At 56.1% G+C, this 18,941-nt stretch carries 18 protein-coding genes and 1 pseudogene; 10 read left to right on the plus strand and 9 right to left on the minus strand.

Translation table 11 applies throughout. The features are described 5' to 3' along the window. The gene (locus ACR0DG_RS16610; protein ID WP_480698667.1) at positions 1-228 is read left to right on the plus strand and encodes a hypothetical protein; all 228 of its coding nucleotides are present in this window, start codon (positions 1-3) and stop codon (positions 226-228) included. On the opposite strand, the gene ACR0DG_RS16615 is transcribed toward ACR0DG_RS16610, so the two are convergent. After that, positions 225-1,817, minus strand: a complete 1,593-nt coding sequence (locus ACR0DG_RS16615; protein ID WP_480698669.1) for an MFS transporter — start codon at positions 1,815-1,817, stop codon at positions 225-227. The genes ACR0DG_RS16610 and ACR0DG_RS16615 overlap by 4 nt on opposite strands. A 77-nt stretch (positions 1,818-1,894) precedes the next feature. Next, on the minus strand, positions 1,895-2,782 hold the full coding sequence (locus tag ACR0DG_RS16620; protein WP_480698671.1) for an AEC family transporter: 888 nt from the start codon (positions 2,780-2,782) through the stop codon (positions 1,895-1,897). Positions 2,783-2,987: 205 nt separating this feature from the next. Between ACR0DG_RS16620 and ACR0DG_RS16625 the strand changes: the two genes are divergently transcribed. Next, positions 2,988-3,797, plus strand: a complete 810-nt coding sequence (locus ACR0DG_RS16625; RefSeq protein WP_480698673.1) for a division plane positioning ATPase MipZ — start codon at positions 2,988-2,990, stop codon at positions 3,795-3,797. Here ACR0DG_RS16625 and ACR0DG_RS16630 read toward each other — a convergent pair. Continuing rightward, the gene (locus ACR0DG_RS16630; protein ID WP_480698675.1) at positions 3,794-5,023 is read right to left on the minus strand and encodes an adenylate/guanylate cyclase domain-containing protein; all 1,230 of its coding nucleotides are present in this window, start codon (positions 5,021-5,023) and stop codon (positions 3,794-3,796) included. The genes ACR0DG_RS16625 and ACR0DG_RS16630 overlap by 4 nt on opposite strands. A 61-nt stretch (positions 5,024-5,084) precedes the next feature. Then, a complete protein-coding gene (locus ACR0DG_RS16635; protein ID WP_480698677.1) occupies positions 5,085-5,537 on the minus strand; it encodes a MarR family winged helix-turn-helix transcriptional regulator in 453 nt (150 codons plus the stop codon). 58 nt (positions 5,538-5,595) lie between these two features. Between ACR0DG_RS16635 and hmgA the strand changes: the two genes are divergently transcribed. The 7 genes from hmgA (at position 5,596) to ACR0DG_RS16670 (ending at position 12,260) form a co-directional block, all read left to right on the plus strand. After that, positions 5,596-6,951 carry a homogentisate 1,2-dioxygenase gene (gene hmgA / locus ACR0DG_RS16640; RefSeq protein WP_480698679.1) on the plus strand — a complete coding sequence of 452 codons (1,356 nt, stop codon included), beginning with the start codon at positions 5,596-5,598 and terminating at the stop codon, positions 6,949-6,951. A gap of 66 nt (positions 6,952-7,017) precedes the next feature. Further along, positions 7,018-8,274 (plus strand): fumarylacetoacetase, encoded by a 1,257-nt coding sequence (fahA, locus tag ACR0DG_RS16645; RefSeq protein WP_480698681.1) that lies wholly within the window; start codon positions 7,018-7,020, stop codon positions 8,272-8,274. A 10-nt stretch (positions 8,275-8,284) separates the two neighbouring features. After that, entirely contained in the window at positions 8,285-9,235 is a 951-nt protein-coding gene (locus tag ACR0DG_RS16650) for an MBL fold metallo-hydrolase (RefSeq protein ID WP_480698683.1), read from the plus strand. Between the two features lie 126 nt (positions 9,236-9,361). Beyond that, positions 9,362-10,972, plus strand: a complete 1,611-nt coding sequence (locus ACR0DG_RS16655; RefSeq protein ID WP_480698685.1) for an FAD-dependent oxidoreductase — start codon at positions 9,362-9,364, stop codon at positions 10,970-10,972. 5 nt (positions 10,973-10,977) lie between these two features. Then, positions 10,978-11,175 carry a DUF2783 domain-containing protein gene (locus ACR0DG_RS16660; RefSeq protein ID WP_480698687.1) on the plus strand — a complete coding sequence of 66 codons (198 nt, stop codon included), beginning with the start codon at positions 10,978-10,980 and terminating at the stop codon, positions 11,173-11,175. Between the two features lie 17 nt (positions 11,176-11,192). Continuing rightward, a complete protein-coding gene (gene maiA / locus ACR0DG_RS16665; protein ID WP_480698689.1) occupies positions 11,193-11,831 on the plus strand; it encodes a maleylacetoacetate isomerase in 639 nt (212 codons plus the stop codon). Between the two features lie 87 nt (positions 11,832-11,918). Then, a complete protein-coding gene (locus ACR0DG_RS16670; protein ID WP_480698691.1) occupies positions 11,919-12,260 on the plus strand; it encodes a DOPA 4,5-dioxygenase family protein in 342 nt (113 codons plus the stop codon). On the opposite strand, the pseudogene ACR0DG_RS16675 reads toward ACR0DG_RS16670, so the two are convergent. After that, positions 12,257-13,885, minus strand: a pseudogene (locus ACR0DG_RS16675) (acyl-CoA synthetase). The gene ACR0DG_RS16670 and the pseudogene ACR0DG_RS16675 overlap by 4 nt on opposite strands. A 210-nt stretch (positions 13,886-14,095) precedes the next feature. Between ACR0DG_RS16675 and ACR0DG_RS16680 the strand changes: the two are divergent. Further along, positions 14,096-15,487, plus strand: a complete 1,392-nt coding sequence (locus ACR0DG_RS16680; RefSeq protein ID WP_480698693.1) for an aminotransferase family protein — start codon at positions 14,096-14,098, stop codon at positions 15,485-15,487. A 126-nt stretch (positions 15,488-15,613) separates the two neighbouring features. On the opposite strand, the gene ACR0DG_RS16685 is transcribed toward ACR0DG_RS16680, so the two are convergent. The 4 genes from ACR0DG_RS16685 to ACR0DG_RS16700 form a co-directional block, all read right to left on the minus strand. Beyond that, complete coding sequence (locus ACR0DG_RS16685) at positions 15,614-16,399, minus strand: hypothetical protein (protein WP_480698695.1); 786 nt, start codon at positions 16,397-16,399, stop codon at positions 15,614-15,616. Positions 16,400-16,624: 225 nt separating this feature from the next. Further along, the gene (rplT, locus tag ACR0DG_RS16690) at positions 16,625-16,990 is read right to left on the minus strand and encodes a 50S ribosomal protein L20 (RefSeq protein WP_152457001.1); all 366 of its coding nucleotides are present in this window, start codon (positions 16,988-16,990) and stop codon (positions 16,625-16,627) included. Positions 16,991-17,004: 14 nt separating this feature from the next. Beyond that, positions 17,005-17,205 carry a 50S ribosomal protein L35 gene (gene rpmI, locus ACR0DG_RS16695; protein ID WP_010443552.1) on the minus strand — a complete coding sequence of 67 codons (201 nt, stop codon included), beginning with the start codon at positions 17,203-17,205 and terminating at the stop codon, positions 17,005-17,007. Positions 17,206-17,387: 182 nt separating this feature from the next. After that, complete coding sequence (locus tag ACR0DG_RS16700; protein ID WP_480698697.1) at positions 17,388-18,938, minus strand: alanine/glycine:cation symporter family protein; 1,551 nt, start codon at positions 18,936-18,938, stop codon at positions 17,388-17,390. Positions 18,939-18,941 lie beyond the last annotated feature (3 nt).

The raw sequence follows: 18,941 nt of genomic DNA on the forward strand, positions 1-18,941 counted from the left end.
ATGCCCCAATTCAATGAAATGTTCGAACTTTCCATCGAAGATATGGATCTGATCGAAACAGCATTGCGCGGAATGGCGGCATCGCTGTCGCAGATCGACCTGGACGAAACCGCCGAAGCGCAAAAGGCGCGCGAAGACAACCTGCGCGGCGTTCACGACCTATTGGGCAAGCTGCATGATCAGAAGATTTTCTATCGCCCCAAGGATGGCGTGTATCTGGGCAGCTAACCGGACTGTTCCGACGATCGCGTCAACTCGGCGGCACTGTGAAGGGGCGGCACTGGTCCGCGTAACAAAAACAGCGCCAATGCCACGCCCAAAAGGGCGGCAAACGCGGCAACCATCATGGCATTGTCGAAGGCGTTATCCTGCAAATCCCGCAATGCACTGGCGAGCGTGGTGCTTGTTGTGGGGTCCAGCCCAGCAAGCAATTGCTGAATATCGCTAGGAGAACCATGAGCCAGCGCGTGCGCAAGATCGTCGCGCTGAGTAGACCCGCTGGGCAAGGCATCAATCACTTCTGATAGCCCGCGTCGGGTTGTAATAGCCTCCGCCAGACCACAGACCACGGCGCCCTGTGTTGCCCCAAAATAAAGACAGGCATTGATCACCCCCGATCCCTGCCCGACATGGTCATCAGGCAATAGGCGTAATCCCAGCCGCGGAAGAAGCGAAAAGCAAATCCCCAAACCAATCCCAAGGACCATCAGCTTCCACCAAATCTCGGCATATTGCGTGGTGTTTGACGTGGTCATGAGCAATAGGAACCCGACAGATATCAGACCCAGCCCAATCGTCACTGGCCACTGAAAACTGTAAGGCGCAAGGAAACGAGGCGCGGTTACCGAGATCACGAACATACTCAAGCTCAACGGCATCAATGCCAGGCCCGCTCCGATCGAGCTGTATCCAAATGCATCCGGGGATTGCACGAAAGTGTTGAAAAACACAAAGAACCCAAACAACGTGAAGCCGGTCACGAACATCCCGGCTGCCGCCATTAGGTACCTGGGGTGTCGGAGATAGCGGAGCTCGATCAGGGGGTCGTCGCTCCGGCGGGCCGACAGGATAAGGCCGATCATCGCCAGTACCGAAACACACAAAGCCGTTAACGTGATAGGAGAGCGCCACCCCGCACTTTCACCGTTGCTGAGCGCAAAGGACAATGGCCCAAGGAACAGCACCACTGCAACTGCACCGAGATAGTCAAACTTGGCGTCCACCAAGCGCGTATCCGGTACGTATTTGCGTTTTCTGACCATCAGACCAATTCCAAAAGCCACCGCGAGCAGTATCAAGTCCGTCGCGAAAACCGCCCGCCAATTGATGTAATGCGCAAACGCGCCTCCGACGATTGGGCCAGACCCAATCGCTAGTCCAACAATTGCTCCCCACGCACCGACAACTTTGGCGCGTTCTTCCTCGGGCGTTGCGGCCGTCAGCAAGGATAACGAAGTGCCAAACAATGCCGCGCCCCCTGCCCCCTGCGCGGCCCGACCAAACAGCAGCATGATTGAATCCTGTGCCAACAGCACAGATGCGGACCCGACCGCAAAAATGATCATGCCAAAAAAGAAAACACCCATTTTGCCCGCTATGTCGCTAAGGCGGCTGAGAATTGTCACAAGTGTCGCGCTGGCGACGGTGTAAATCGCCATCACCCATTGCAAACCGGACGGCGTCAGATCGAATTCAGATTTCAGGTTTGGCAGGATGGTGGCAACGGCGGTTGTGTTGAACCCAACGACCATCATGCAAATTGCCGTCATCGCCAAAACAATGCGCGCCCCGGAATCCCCTGAATTCTCTTTCGACATCACCAATTCCTAAATTCGTCCACGATCCCAGATCAGGACTTTTCAATACCTTAGCAGAAGCCACGCAATAGCGCAGCCTATATCCAATAAGACAACGCAACAGGCAGCGCGATGATCGTGGTTAAAGTCGACACCAGGATGAAGCCCGCAACATCCGGGCCGTATTCAGGCATGTGCTGATCAATGAACAGATAAGTGGCCACCGAGGATGGCATGAGGCAGCACAAAATCACCGCTCCGCGTTCTGCTCCGGTAAAGCCGAATGCCCAGACCAGTACGCTTGCGATCGCTACCGCCGTCAGCAGGTGCAGCAAGGTCAGTACCACCGCCCGGCCCAACCTGTTGATCCGTAGCCCCGCAAGTGTATGGCCAAGTGTCAGTAACATCAGTGGGATCGACAGCCCGCCAAGAATGTCAAAGGATTTGGCCAAGGGTTGCGGTAAACTGACACCGGTGGCCATCAGTACCAGTGAAATGGCGACCGCATACAGTATTGGCGAAGTCGCGAGTTTCTTGGGCGAGAACTCTCCCGCCGGAATCCACATCCCTACGGTGAAGATGCTGATCAAAACGACCACGACAAATGCCATTGTGTAGGCCATCCCCGCGTCGCCCAGCGCCAGCAGAGTGATTGGCAACCCGATATTGCCAACATTTCCATGCATCAATGGGGTCAGAAACGCACGAACAGGTAAACCCATGGTCTTTAGCGCGGCAAAGCCCAAAACACCAAAGCCCGCGATGGCCAACGCCGCAGCGGCCATGACATCCAGAAAGGTGCCGATAGCGATACTGGTGGCCGACAGATGCGAAATGATCAACGTGGGATACCCGACCCGCGATACGATCCCGCCAATGACTTTGTTGTCAAACGGAGCCTTTGTAACGGCCAGAATATAGCCGATTGCGGCGCAAATCAGCACCGGCAGCACCACGTTCAGAACATTCAGAAACAGATGCTCCAACGCAGTCTCCTCAGCCAACACCTTGCATTCACAGTGAAACACTGCTTGCTTTTTGACAAGCGCGGCATGTTCCTCCGGAATTTTCGCAACAGGGTTGGATAATGCATCATGATGGCGCTTGGGGTCCTTCCCTTCGACGCCTCCACAACATATAGTGGTGCCTAACAACGTGTGGTCAAACACGGCGGGACTTGGGAATACAGGCATGGCACATATCATCGTAGTGGGGAACGAGAAAGGCGGCGCAGGCAAATCGACCGTCTCGATGCACGTCGCAACCGCGCTCGCCCGGTTGGGTCACAAGGTCAGCACCCTGGATCTGGACCTGCGACAGCGCAGCCTGGGTCGTTACTTTGAAAACCGCGCCAATTTTCTGAAGAACTCGGACCTGACGTTGCCGAGCCCTCGGCACCATGATTTACCCGAAATAGACGCGACCAAGCTAAAACCGGGCGAAAACATCTATGACCATCGCCTGTCTGCCGCCGTGGCCGAATTGGAAAGCGACAGCGATTTCATTCTGATCGACTGCCCCGGCTCACATACACGCCTAAGCCAGGTGGCGCATTCGCTGGCCGATACGCTGGTGACCCCGCTCAACGACAGCTTTATTGACTTTGACCTGCTGGCGCGGATCGACTCCAAGGGTGAAAAAATCCTGGGTCCGTCAGTGTATTCCGAAATGGTCTGGAACGCGCGCCAATTGCGTGCCCAAGCCGGATTGAAACCCATTGATTGGGTGGTCGTCCGCAACCGCGTTGGCACACAGCGCATGGTCAACAAGGAAAAGATGCAGCGCGCGATCGAGATGTTGTCGCAAAGGATCGGGTTCCGGGTGGCATCAGGCTTTTCCGAACGCGTTATCTTTCGCGAGTTGTTCCCGCGCGGCCTGACCTTGCTGGATCTCAAGGACATCGGCGTCAAGCAACTGAACATCTCGAACATTGCAGCACGGCAAGAGCTGCGGGATATGATGAAAGAACTGAACCTGCCGGGCGTAGAGATCGACTTTTAAGGGCTGTAGACCGTAAACAACTCTTTCGGTTCGGGCACGCCACGCAGCATGTACCGGCCGACCGAGATGAGTTCCTGACTAACCGGATGCCCCGCGCGGGCGACGTCGTCTGAGATCAGAATACGCTGACCCAAAGATCGGTGCATTCCGGCAATTCGAGCCGTTTGATTGACGGCTGGTCCGATGACCGTGAAATCCAAGCGCGTATCCGAACCAATATTGCCATACAGAATTTCGCCCGAGTGCAACGCCAGGGTAAAATTGGCAACGCGCAAACCCGCTGCGGCGCGCTGTTCGTTCAGCGTTGCAATACGGCTTTGCAACATCGGAACTGCCTTCAAAGCAGCCCGCGCGTCTTCGTCAATCTCACCAAGGTCAAACATCGCCATCAGGCCATCGCCCATGAACTTGAGAATGTTGCCCCCATTTTCATGAACGACACCGACCGCAACAGCGAGGTAATCGTTCAACATCTCAATGATATCGGCACCGGGAAGTTCTTCGGACAGGCTTGTGAAGCCTTCCAGATCGAAATTCCAGATGACCGCGTCGATCTCTTGCAACGACCCGCGCCGGATTTCACCCGCCAACACACGGCGCCCGGCGTCACGGCCCAGGTAAACGCGCATCAGATCCCGTGATACCCGGGCGCTGGATGCTGATTTCAACGCCAACCCAAGATGCGGTAGGGCGGAATTGATCAACTCCAGATCATCTTCCTGAAACCCGTCCGGCGCGTTCGACGTCCAAGACAGCAACACTCCGTCCACGGGCCGTTTCGCGTCTGGCCCGGCGTTATGGGTCGGGGCGTCGAAAGTTACGCCAGTTGCATAGTAATCAGTCGCCCCAATTTCGCGCAGATCATTGATCAACGGGTATCGGCTGGGTTCATTCTGATCAACGATACGTTCATGGATAAAGTCCAGATCGTCGTTCAGAATTGCAAACAAGGGGCTGCTTTGCCAATCGTTGCTGGGTTCTTCGGAATATTCGAATTTCTGGTAGTCGCCGCCGCGATCCTGATACCAGCTGTACCCCGTACCACCATAAATCGGGTGCAATACCGATTGGGCCGCATGAAAGCGCATCAAGGGAACGCCAAGTTCAACCAGCTGATTGCAATACCCGTCCAAAAGCTCTTCTTTACCCGCACCCTCTAGGCCGCGCGAGACAAGCCAATTGATAAGGTCTGTGGATTTCGCCGCGATAGTATCCGTGGCCGTCATTTAATATTCCTGTGTCAGATTAAGATGTCATCTGGGGGCGCTTACGCGATTTTACCAGTGTTCATCCCATATCAGCTAGTTTCCTGAGCATTGCACGCAAAAGGGATGCTTCTTCTTGGCTGAACATGCCCGCCAGTTTTGCATCATATTGCCGGGCGGTTGTACGAAGTTCGCGATAGACCGCACGGCCCGCTGGTGTCAGCGATAAATTCTCGACCCTTCTATCTGCCTCACTTTGTGATCGGATCAAGTATCTGCGGTGTTCCAGTTTGCTAACCGCGCGACTGATTTTCGTTTTGTGTATACGCGCGCGCTCCCCAATCTCTTTTGCAGTCATTTCGCCGTAATTCCCCAGATGGAACAGAACTCGCCACTCGGTGCGCAACATCCCGAACCGATCCTTGTAAACGCGCTGAAACTCCAGGCTGCTTTCCTCGGCGGCACGGTTCAGCAGGTAGGGCAGGAAATCCTGCAGATTAAACTCATCATTTTTGGGGGATTCAGGCTTTGGCATGCTTGTTAGTTACAAAATCAACTATTATTTCACAACCAGCAAATGAAAGGAGCACAGGATGAACCGTCCGACTGATCCGCACAAATTGACCCAAGCCAGCAGCCCCGTGGGCACACACGCAGGCTATATGCCGGGCTTTGGAAATGACTTTGAAACCGAAGCCCTGCCCGGCGCGCTGCCGCAAGGAATGAATAGCCCCCAACGCTGCAACTATGGCCTTTACGGAGAGCAGCTCAGCGGTACTGCCTTTACCGCCAATCCGCCTGAGCGGACGTGGTGTTACCGGATCAGACCATCGGTCAAACATTCTCATCGGTATGAAAAGATCGACTTGCCGTACTGGAAATCCGCGCCGTGTGTTGATCCCGACGTGATAAGTCTGGGGCAGTATCGCTGGGACGCGGTCGCTCATTCCGACGAAGGCCTAACGTGGCTGACCGGTATGCGGACTATGACAACAGCGGGTGATGTGAACACTCAGGTCGGAATGGCCAGTCATGTCTATCTGGTGACCGAGTCGATGGTCGACGACTATTTCTTCTCAGCCGATTCCGAACTGCTGGTGGTCCCGCAGGAAGGCCGCCTACGCTTCGCGACCGAGTTGGGGATCATTGACCTTGAGCCCAAAGAGATTGCGATCATCCCACGCGGGCTGGTGTACCGCGTCGAAGTGCTTGAAGGCCCCGCGCGCGGGTTCGTGTGTGAAAACTACGGTCAGAAATTCGAACTGCCGGGCCGCGGTCCAATCGGGGCCAACTGCATGGCCAACCCCCGCGACTTCAAGGCGCCGGTTGCGGCGTTTCAGGATCGCGAGGTGCCCTCGACCGTCACCGTCAAATGGTGCGGGCAGTTTCACACGACGAAAATCGGCCAAAGCCCGCTGGATGTGGTCGCATGGCACGGTAACTATGCGCCCTACAAATACGATCTGCGCACCTATTGTCCGGTCGGCGCGATCCTGTTTGATCATCCCGACCCATCGATCTTTACCGTACTGACCGCCCCATCCGGGCAGCCCGGCACGGCCAATATCGACTTTGTTCTGTTCCGGGAACGCTGGATGGTGGCCGAGGATACGTTCCGCCCGCCGTGGTACCACAAGAACATCATGTCCGAGCTGATGGGCAACATCTACGGCCAGTATGATGCCAAACCGCAGGGCTTTGTTCCCGGTGGCATGAGCCTTCACAACATGATGCTGCCCCATGGCCCGGATCGCGAGGCGTTCGACAAGGCCTCGAATTCGAACCTAGGCCCGGACAAGCTGGACAACACCATGTCCTTTATGTTCGAAACCCGCTTTCCCCAGCACCTGACCCCCTTTGCTGCCAACGAGGCCCCTTTGCAGGACGACTACATTGACTGCTGGACCTCACTTGAGAAAAAGTTCGACGGCACCCCGGGCAAGAAATAAATACCGTCCGAGGTCCAAGATTTTTCGACGAAAAATCTTAGCCTCTGGCAAATGTTTGGAGACACTATGTCACTGAAGAAATCCTGGGTCGCTTCGGCCAATGATGCCAACCACCCGTTTCCCCTGAACAACCTGCCTTATGGTGTCTTTTCAACCGATGGTGATGAGCCGCGCTGCGGCGTGGCCATCGGTGACATGATCCTTGACGTCACAACTGCCGAGGCCGAAGGGCTGATCACCCTGACCGATGAGCCGCTGTTCGACCTGCCCTTCTGGAACCCGCTGATGGAGCAAGGCCCTGCCGTGTGGGCCGCGTTCCGCGAGCGGCTGACAAACTTGCTGACTGAAGGGTCTGACGAACAAGACAAGGTCAGCGCGCTGCTGGTCGCTCAAAGCGATGCGGAAATGCACCTGCCCTTTGCCGTCAGCGAATACACCGACTTTTACGCCGGTCGTCATCACGCGCAGAATGTCGGCACCATGTTCCGAGGGCCGGAAAACGCGCTGCCGCCCAACTGGCTGCATATTCCCATCGGGTACAATGGTCGGGCGTCCTCGGTCGTGGTTTCGGGTACCGACATCCGTCGTCCGTGGGGGCAATTGAAATCCCCGGATCACGATCGCCCCGCGTTCCTGCCCAGCCGCCGGTTCGACATCGAACTGGAAATGGGCGCAATTGTAGGCACCCCGTCCGAGGGTCCGATCTCTGTTCAGCAGGCGGATGACAACATCTTTGGCTATGTCTTGCTGAATGACTGGTCAGCGCGCGATATTCAGGCGTGGGAATACCAGCCCCTTGGCCCGTTTCAGGCCAAAGCCACCGCAACCTCTATCAGCCCCTGGATTGTGACCAAAGCCGCGCTGGAGCCGTTCCGCTGCGACACGCCGGCCCGGGAATATGAGCTGTTGGACCACCTCAAGGATTGCGGGCCGATGCTCTATGATATCGACCTGTCCGTGACGATGGCGCCCACTGACAAACCATCCACTACCATCGCCCGCACGAATTACCGCGAGATGTACTATTCCGCCGCGCAACAATTGGCGCACCACACCACCTCGGGCTGCCCCATGAATACGGGCGATCTGCTGGGCTCAGGCACCATATCAGGGCCCACAAAACCCGAGCGTGGCTCATTGCTGGAACTCAGCTGGGGTGGAAAGGAGCCGCTGACCCTCGACACGGGTGAGACGCGCAGTTTTATCGAAGACGGTGACACGCTCACCCTGACGGGCGCGGCTAAGGGCGACGGATATACCATCGGTTTCGGCGATTGCGTCGGCACAGTTCTTCCCGCGCTAGAAAACCCCTTCGCACGATAAGGAGCTCTCCATGGCAAAGGCATTTGCGTCCCAAGGGGACATGTCTGAAAAGAACATCTCGTTCACCGAAGTCGGCGAAGGTCTGTATGCCTTCACTGCCGAGGGGGATCCGAATTCCGGTGTGATTATCGGCGATGACAGCGTGATGATCATCGAGGCGCAGGCCACCCCACGTTTGGCACAGAAGGTTATCGACTGTGTGCGCTCGGTCACGGATAAGCCAATCACGCATGTGGCCCTGACCCACTATCACGCCGTACGCGTTCTGGGTGCCAGTGCCTTTGGCGCTCAGCAAATCCTGATGTCCGACATGGCCCGCGCGATGGTTGTGGAACGCGGGCAAGAGGACTGGGACAGCGAATTTCAGCGCTTTCCCCGCCTTTTTGAAGGGCATGAAAGCATTCCGGGCCTGACGTGGCCCACCACCACCTTCAGCGATACGATGACCGTCTATCTAGGCAATCGTCGCGTTGACCTGATGCATCTGGGTCGTGCGCATACGGCAGGCGACATCGTCATTCACGTACCCGATCAAAACGTCATGTTCACAGGCGATATCGTCGAATACCACTCGGCCTGCTACTGCGGTGACGGGCATTTCAACGACTGGGGTGACACTCTGGACGAAATCAAGCTGTTCCACGTTGATGCCATCGCTCCAGGACGCGGGGACGCTCTGATCGGCAAAGACATGGTCAACAAGGCAATCGAAAACACGCGCGATTTCGTTGAAAGCACATATCGTCCAGCAGCGAAAGTAGCCGCCCGGGGCGGGTCACTGAAAGAAGCATGGGATGCCGTTCGCGCCGAATGCGATCCAAAATTCTCGGATTACGCGATTTATGAACACTGCCTGCCTTTCAACGTGGCCCGCGCTTACGATGAAGCACGCGGCATAGACACGCCTCGCATCTGGACTGCCCAGCGCGATCTGGAAATGTGGGAAGCCCTTCAAAGCTAGGGACATACGGTCGCATTTGATCCAGATCGTTTTGCCACGGGAAAAACGCTGAGACCATCGGTTGAGACCTCTGGCCAAGTTAAGCCAGAGGGCAGCAGTTTGCGCCAAAGCATCGGGGGAGAGCCCATGAACAAGATCTTTGAGACACCGCTTTATGCTTATGACCGCAGCCCGGATCAGGATGCTACGTCGCCGGTACGTCATAAGGTGATCGTTGTTGGTGCCGGACCAATTGGCTTAGCAGCCGCTATTGACCTTGCCCAATACGGTGTCGAGGTTGTGGTGCTGGACGAAAATGACAAGGTCAGCTTTGGCAGCCGGGCAATATGTTTTTCACAGCGCACTCTGGATATCGCAGACCGGCTGGGCGGTGGCGCACCGATGGTTAACACCGGCGTTCAATGGGATGCTGGCAAAGTGTTTTTCGACGACCGCAAGGTTTACGAGTTTAACCTGCAGCCGGAAAAGGGGTACGCGAACCCGGCCTTTATCAACCTGCAGCAATACCATCTGGAAAACATACTGGTCGAAAGGGTTCGGTCACTGCAGGCCGAGGGTGCCCCGATCGAAATTCGGGGGCGCAACAAGGTCGAGGCGATCGGCACCCATGATGATCACGTCAAGCTTGAGGTGGAAACGCCCGAGGGCCCCTACAACATCGAGGCCGACTGGCTAATCGCCTGTGATGGGGCGCATTCTCCCACGCGTCGTATGCTGGGGCTGGATTTTGAAGGGCGCGTCTTTGAAGACAACTTTTTGATCGCCGATGTGGTGATGGATGCAGACTTTCCCACTGAGCGGTGGTTCTGGTTCGATCCGCCCTTCAATCGCGGCCAATCTGCCCTGCTGCACAAACAGCCCGACCACGTGTGGCGGATCGACCTGCAATTGGGATGGGACATCGACAAAGAGCGCGAAAAACGTCCCGAAAACGTGATTCCCCGGCTAAAGGCAATGCTGGGCGATGATGTTGATTTCGATCTGGAATGGGTGTCGATCTACACGTTCCAATGCCGACGAATGGATCGGTTCCGCTATGGTCGCGTGCTGTTTGCTGGCGACAGCGCACATCAGGTCAGCCCATTCGGGGCGCGTGGGGCCAATTCGGGGATACAGGACACGGACAACCTGTGCTGGAAACTGAAGCTGGTACTGGATGGCAAAGCCCCTGAGTTACTGTTGGACAGCTACAGCCGCGAGCGGGTGCAAGCTGCCGATGAAAACATTCAGGCGTCGACCCGGTCCACTGATTTCATCACACCCAAATCCGAGATGTCGCGGCTTTTGCGGGACGCGGTTCTTGACCTCAGCGAACATTATGAGTTTGCCCGCCCGCTGGTGAATTCGGGTCGCCTGAGCACGGCCTGCACGTATGACGGCTCGTCTTTGAACTCGGCTGACGCGTTGAACGGTCCCGAAATAACGCGCCCCGGGTCAGCTTGCCCGGATGCACCGCTGGGCGATAAGTTCCTGCTGCCGCAATTGGCGGGGAAATTTACCCTACTGACGATCGATGCGGATGCACCCGAGCGTCTTGAGGAGGGCGGTGTTGAGGTCACGAGGCTGGCACTGTCGGCTAAAGACGATCTGACGCTTGAGCTCAAGCGCCGATATCTGGGTGACGCCAGCAGTGCGGTCTATCTGATCCGCCCGGACCAACATGTCGCCGCACGCCGCGATACGTTCGAAGAAAACGCGTTCCGGCAAGCGATCCGTCGCGCGACAGGGAAGGAGTAAGCACCATGACCGATTTGATCCTGACGCCCAATTTGGAAAGCGCTGATGACTTCTATGCCGGTTTGCTTGCTGCGCATGAAGGTCTGGACAAGACGGACAGCGACGCACTGAATGCACGGCTGGTGCTGGTTCTGGCAAACCATATCGGAGACGCTGGCGTGTTGTCACAAGCCCTGAAAGCGGCCAAGCTACAGAACGGCTAACACCTAAGGAGGCCCGCATGAGCGGCACGGTTCTGTACGACTACTGGCGATCTTCTGCCAGCTACCGTGTGCGCATCGCTCTGAATCTGGCTGGCATCGCGTATCGTTCAGTCTCGGTCGATTTGGTGGCAGGAGAGCATAAGTCCGAAGACCATCTTGCAAGAAATCCTCAAGGGCTGGTGCCCGTGCTTGAAATCGACGGTCTGCGCCTGACGCAGTCGCTGGCGATTATCGACTACCTGGACCAGACCCGCGGATTGGGGTTGTTGCCGTCGGAACCGGCTATGCGCGCGCAAGCGCTGGCACTGGCGCAGTCGATTGCAGTAGACTTGCATCCTGTCTGCAATCTGTCGGTTGCACGCCATGCCACTGCGCTGAACCAAGAGGCCGAAGATATGCCGGGCGACTGGATGCGCCACTTTATCCGGCCCAGTTTGCTTGCCTTTGAAGCAATGCTTTCAGCGCATGACCAGAACCCGTTTTGCACTGGGCCTCAACCGGGGCTGGCAGACGTATGCCTGATCCCGCAAATGTACAACGCCCGCCGATGGGAGGTCGATCTGACCGACCTGCCCCGCGTCCTTGCTATCGAAAAAGCCTGTGCAAGCCACCCCGCTTTTGCTGCGGCGCATCCTGACAAGGTGGCGTCTGTCTGATCTGCTGCACAGGGTCTGTTTGGCAGGTGAAATAGGATTCACCGCCGATATGCGCTATGCTTAGCGAAACGGATGAAGGAGGTTTTGATGCCCGAAATCACCGGCTATCACGCCCATGTCTATTTCGATGCTGACACACAGGACACGGCCCGGCAGGTCTGCGAGGACGCCGCGCGCCTTTTCCCGGTCGAAATGGGAAGAATGCACGCCAAGAACGTCGGACCACACCCGCGTTGGAGCTGCCAATTGGCCTTTGCCGCTGACGCTTTGGATCAGGTACTTCCCTGGTTGATGTTGAACAGACAAGGTTTGACCATCTTCACCCACCCCGAAACGGGCCAACACTTGGAAGACCACCGCGACCGTGCTGTCTGGATGGGTGAGATGTTAGACCTCGACTTGTCGATCTTTGACCGGATGGGCGCTTAGTCCAGCGCCCTGGCCTGATCCCGCAACTTGAACTTTTGCACCTTTCCAGTCGAGGTTTTGGGCAAGGGGCCAAAAACCACGGTCTTTGGTGCTTTGAAATGCGCCATGTTATCCCGGCAGAATGCAATGATCTCTGCCGCGCTGGCCTCTGCGCCTGCTCTGAGTTCGACAAAGGCTCAGGGCGTCTCTCCCCATTTTTCGTCGGGGCGGGCAACGACCGCAGCCTCCATCACGGCCGGGTGCTTATAAAGGATATCTTCGACCTCGACCGACGAGATATTCTCGCCCCCTGAAATGATAATATCCTTTGAACGGTCTTTCAGCGCGATGTAGCCATCGGGATGCATCACCCCAAGGTCCCCTGACGCAAACCATCCCCCGTTGAACGCCTTATCCGTGGCTTCGGGGTTCTTCAGATACCCTTTCATCACCACATTGCCCTGCATAAATATCTCACCCATGGTTTCACCATCTGCCGGAACGGGTTCGAGGGTTTCTGGATCCGCGACCATCAGCCCTGACAAAGCTGTATAGCGCACGCCCTGCCGAACCTTTAGCGCGGCGCGTTCATCCGCGCCCTTGCTGTTCCACTCGTCCTTCCACGCGCAAACGACCGAAGGGCCGTAGGTTTCGGTCAAGCCGTAAACGTGCGTGACCTCGATCCCCATCCCCTCCATGTTCTCGATCACGGCTGCGGGCGGCGGGGCACCTGCGGTCATAACCTTGATCTCATGGTCGAAGTCCTTGAGATGCTCGGGTGCATTGGCAAGCATATTCAGGACAATCGGCGCACCGCAGAAATGCGTCACCTTCTCATCCCGGAACGCGGCATAGATCGGTTCATCGCGAACGGCGCGCAGGCAAACCGAAACCCCGGCGTTCGCAGCCATAGCCCAAGGGAAACACCAACCGTTGCAATGGAACATCGGCAACGTCCATAGGTAGACCGAGTGTTTCGGCATGTTCCAATCCAGCAAGTCCGACTGCGCATTCAGCGCCGCGCCCCGGTGGTGATATACAACGCCTTTTGGGTTGCCCGTGGTGCCAGACGTATAATTCAGCGTGATCGCGTCCCACTCGTCATCCGGCAGAGACCATGCGAATTCCGGATCGCCCTCGGCCAGCAGCGCGTCATATGCCAATGAACCCAAGGCTTCACCGCCCTCAAAGCTGGGGTCAACGATATCAACGATCAGCACATCATGATCGACCTGAGTCAGGGCCTCTTTCACGACGCCCGAGAATTCCGGATCAACCAGCAGGACTTTGGACTCTGCATGGTTCAGAATGAAAGCAACGATCGGCGCATCCAATCGCGTATTGATCGCGTTCAGAACCGCGCCCGTCATAGGCACACCGAAATGCGCCTCGTACATCTCGGGAATGTTGGCCGCTATGATCGAGACCGTATCACCCTTGCCCACGCCGCGCGCAGACAGCGCACCCGCCATTCGCCGGCACCGCGCATAGGTTTCCGCCCAGGTATATCGGCGTTCACCGTACACAACAGATGGGTAGTCCGGATAAATCTGTGCAGTTCGTTCTATGAAGCTCAGCGGTGACAGCGGGGTATAGTTCGCCCGGCTCTTGTCCAAATGACGTTCATAAATGCTGGTCTTTGTCATTGGCTGACCCTCCCTCTTTTTGCATGCGCGACTTGATCATAAAGAAACGTTTCTGACAAACCCGTAGAAATACGGCGCAGGCATAGACTGGCAATACGGGATGGTGCAATCTGGCCCTATCTACCGATGGTCATTCGCGGTGATCTGAGCCATCGAAAACACAGGGGCCTCAGGCACCTTGCGCGCCCACTTTTGCTGAAAGGACATGTCATGGACGGCACGTTCAACGAAAACGATCTTTCCCGCGTGGTCGAGGCCGACCGCGCCCATATCTGGCACCACCTGATCCAGCATAAGCCCTTTGAAACCAACGATCCGCGCATCATTGTCGAAGGCAAAGGCATGCGCGTCTGGGATCAGAACGGCAAGGAACATCTGGATGCGGTATCCGGCGGGGTCTGGACGGTCAACGTGGGCTATGGCCGCGAATCGATCTGCAAGGCCGTGTATGACCAGCTGATGAAGCTGTGCTATTTCGCCAACTCGGCCGGGTCTATCCCGGGTTCGATCTTTGCCGAAAAGCTAATCAGCAAGATGCCGGGGATGAGCCGCGTTTACTACATGAACTCGGGCTCTGAGGCGAATGAGAAAGCCTTCAAGATGGTCCGCCAGATCGCCCATAAGAAATACGGCGGCAAGAAGACCAAGATTCTGTATCGCGACCGCGACTATCACGGTTCGACCCTTGCGGCGATGTCGGCTGGCGGTCAGGATGAACGCAACGCGCAATACGGCCCCTTTGCACCGGATTTCTTGCGCGTGCCCCATTGCATGGAATACCGCAAGCACGAGCTGAACGGCGCGCCCGAGGAAAACTTTGGCGAATGGGCCGCCGACCAGATCGAAGAGGTCATCCTGCGTGAAGGCCCCGACACTGTTGGTGCCCTTTGCCTTGAGCCTGTGACTGCCGGTGGTGGCGTCATCGAGGCCCCCGAGGGCTATTGGCAGCGCGTGCAAGAGATTTGCGATAAATACGACATCTTGCTGCATATCGACGAGGTCGTCTGCGGCATTGGTCGTACCGGCACATGGTTTGGATATCAGCAATATGGCGTGAAGCCTGACTTTGTGACCATGGCCAAGGGTGTGGCGTCGGGCTATGCCGCGATTGCCTGCATGGTTACGACCGAAGAAATCTTTGACATGTTCAAAGACAATGCAGACGACCCGATGAACTATTTCCGCGATATCTCGACCTTTGGCGGTTGCACCGCTGGCCCCGCTGCGGCGATCGAGAACATGCGGATCATCGAGGACGAGAACCTGCTGCAGAACTGCACCGACATGGGGGCCCGCATGATGGGTAACCTGCAGGGGCTGATGGAAAAGCACAAGGTTATCGGTGACGTGCGCGGCAAGGGCCTGTTCCTTGGGGCAGAACTGGTCTCGGACCGCTCCACCCGCGAGCCAGTGAACGAGAAACTGGCGCAGGCAGTCGTCGCCGACTGCATGGCGCAAGGCGTGATCATCGGTGTCACCAACCGCTCGGTTCCAGGTAAGAACAACACGCTGTGCTTCTCACCCGCGCTGATAGCGACGCCGGACGATATCGACCAGATCACCGATGCCGTCGACGGTGCGTTGGGGCGTGTGTTTGGGTAGTCGCGATTAAACAGAAATTCCTGCACAAATCTGGGGAGAATCAGATGGTGTCAAATGCGTCATCTGATTTTTCGCGCAGTAATAGTATGCAAAATCAAGCGAGAAATTGGCGAATGAGCTGCAAATCTATAGGTCGTATTCCTTATTGAAAACACCTTGGTTATCAAGAACGACTTGGCGAATTTTCATCACTACTCTTGGCTTCAATCCAAGCAAATTGATTTCACGCATGAAAGCAGTCGCCCCATCTGGCAATCTTTCATTCATTGGCTTAACAAGTTTCATTTGATCGATCTCCCAGCTATCAACGCCAGCGATTTCAAGCAATTTGCGGCCAAGTGGTCCAGATTGAGCGTCTTCAGTCATATCGACAAAGAACAGATTTATACCCGGATCCAGTTTCGATTCGAGTTTCGATGGCCAGTTTGAATCAAAGGTCAGGTTATCAACCCACTCAGAGAATGATCTCTTCTCCGACAGCCTTTTAACATCCTGTCTATAAGCGCTTGCAATCCAGCTTTGAAAATTTCGGTAGTAATAGACAAACGTGCACCGCTCTGGTCCGATTAACTCTGCCAACAAGGGAATCAAACACGCACTATCTTCAATAAAATCAGAGGTCTCTGAAAACAGCCTGTGGCTAATGAGCCGTTCCTCCGAAATTATCACAGTTTCACAGGTATCATGTCTTTTTTGCACACGGCGCAAGACATTGGCTATTTTCAGTCGGTTGTCTTCCGATTTTTCGGACAGCCAAGCTTCGGTCGCATAAAAAAGATCGCGACTTTGCCGAGGGTGTACGACAGTTCCCACCCTTGGCAGCAATCTGGCACGGTTTTGGACCATCAAAGCCTGAATAGACGTGGTGCCAGTTTTTTGAGGCCCCAAGTGGAAAACGATTTTTGCTGCCATCGTACTCAGCTATTTGTTTGTCTGCCTTCTTTACATATCACCATAGGGTCATATTGCATATCTCAACTAACTCATTGGCACCAAAGCTTTTGCAAATAAGAAATCAGACAGCCTGCAAGCGCGTACATCATCGCTCAGACAAAGCTGGTGTCACAAAGCTTTTTAAACAAAAAAGCCGCCCCAAACGGGACGGCCTTTCATTCACTGTCTCTCTGTACCAGAGGATCAGGCAGTCAGAGCGGCCTGAGCTTTGGCGACGATCGCACCGAACGCTTCCGGTTCGTGTACGGCCAGGTCGGCCAGAACTTTGCGGTCCACTTCGATGCCGGCCAGGTTCAGGCCGTTGATGAAGCGGGAATAGGTCAGTGCCTCGTCATGCGAACGGACAGCCGCGTTGATGCGCTGGATCCACAGCGCGCGGAAGTTGCGCTTGCGGTTCTTGCGGTCGCGGGTTGCATACTGGTTGGCCTTGTCGACAGCTTGACGGGCAACCTTGAAGGTGCTCTTGCGGCGGCCATAGTAACCTTTGGCGGCCTTGATGACCTTCTTGTGACGGGCGTGAGTTACGGTTCCACCTTTAACGCGGGACATGTTGGTATCTCCTCTTAGCGGTCGTAGGGCATGTAGCCCTTGACGATCTTGGCGTCGGGGGCGGACAGGGTGGTGTTGCCACGGGCATCGCGGATGAACTTTTTGGTCCGCTTGATCATGCCGTGCCGTTTGCCGGCCTGGCCAGCAAGGACCTTACCGGTCGCAGTCACCTTAAAGCGCTTCTTGGCGCTCGACTTTGTCTTCATCTTAGGCATTTCCGTCTCCTTCCAGGGTTCGGTACTAAACGCGACTCGGCATGCCATCTCGGCCGGTCACGCGATCAGATGGGCCGTTTACGCAAGTTCGATCATACTGGCAAGGGGGTTTCGACCAGAATCTGCGCATTTCGCAGCAAGGTCAGGCACCGGGGCGACATGTGTCGCCCCGGTGGGTTTAGTTAGTGACCGAACTTGCGGATTTCACCGCTTTTCAGCCGGGCTGCATAGCTGGCCAGTTCCTCTCGCACGACTTTCATCAGGAAGTACAACGCAAAGACGTTTACAACCGCCATGGCAAAGATCGCCGCGTCCGAGAAGTCAATGACCGGGCCAAGGTTGGCCGCTGCACCGATCACAACGAAAACGCAGAAGATGATCTTGAACACCAGCTCCTTGGTGTGACCTTCGCCAAACAGGTAGGTCCACGCCTTGAGGCCATAGTAGGACCAGCTGATCATGGTCGAGAAGGCGAACAGCACCACGGCAATCGCCAGCACGTATGGGAACCAGCCAAAGGCGCTGGCAAAGGCCGCCGAGGTTAGGCTGACGCCTGAGTTGCCATCAACGGTGGCGATACCGCTGCCATCTTCAGTCAGCATGTACAGACCGGTTTGCGGATCAATGATCAGCTGCTGGGTGATGATGATCACCAGTGCCGTCATAGTACAGATCACAACCGTGTCGATGAACGGCTCAAGCAACGAGACAAAGCCCTCGGTGATCGGTTCTTTGGTCCGTACCGCCGAGTGTGCGATCGCCGCAGAACCCACGCCCGCTTCGTTCGAGAACGCCGCACGGCGGAAGCCCTGGATCAGCGCTCCGACCATGCCGCCAGCAACGCCGAGGCCCGTGAAGGCACCTGCGAAGATCTGACCAAAGGCCCAGCCGATCTGGTCAGCGTGCATTATGATGATGATCAACGCCGCCAGTACATACATAACCCCCATGAAGGGCACGACCTTCTCAGTCACACGTGCAATAGACTTCAGACCACCGACGATCACCGCGAAAACAATACCTGCGAAGACAAGGCCTGTGATCCAGCCGGGGTAATCGCCGACGATGCCCGCGATCTGCTGGTGCGCCTGATTGGCCTGGAACATGTTGCCCCCGCCCAACGCGCCAAGGATACAGAAGATTGAGAACAGAACGGCCAGTATCTTACCGCCCGGAAGACCCAGTTCGCTGAATCCTTTGGACATGTAATACATCGGACCACCGGAAACGGTGCCGTCTTCGTATTCGTTGCGGTATTTTACGCCCAGCGTACATTCGGTGAATTTCGATGCCATGCCCAAAAGGCCCGCGACAATCATCCAGAACGTAGCACCCGGCCCGCCAATGCCGACGGCCACCGCAACACCCGCGATGTTCCCAAGGCCGACCGTGCCCGACAACGCCGTAGCAAGCGCCTGGAAGTGGCTAACCTCACCGGCGTCGTTGGGATCGGAGTAGTCGCCTTTTACAAGGCTGATCGCATGGCTGAAGAACCGAAGCTGCACAAAGGCAAAATACACCGTGAACACGGTCGCAGCGACGACCAGCCAACCAACGATCCAAGGGAACCCCGTTCCCGGGAAGGGCGCGAAAATAAAGCTGACGAAAGGCCCGGTGAAATCGGCAAAGGCCTGGTTGATTTTCTGGTCCAAGCCAACCGCTTCTTGGGCCGCAGCAGGGCCCGCAGCCAAGGCAGCCAATGTGGCAAGACCCAATTTATTTTGAATGTTCATTCT

This window comes from Ruegeria sp. BG8, assembly GCF_056538325.1.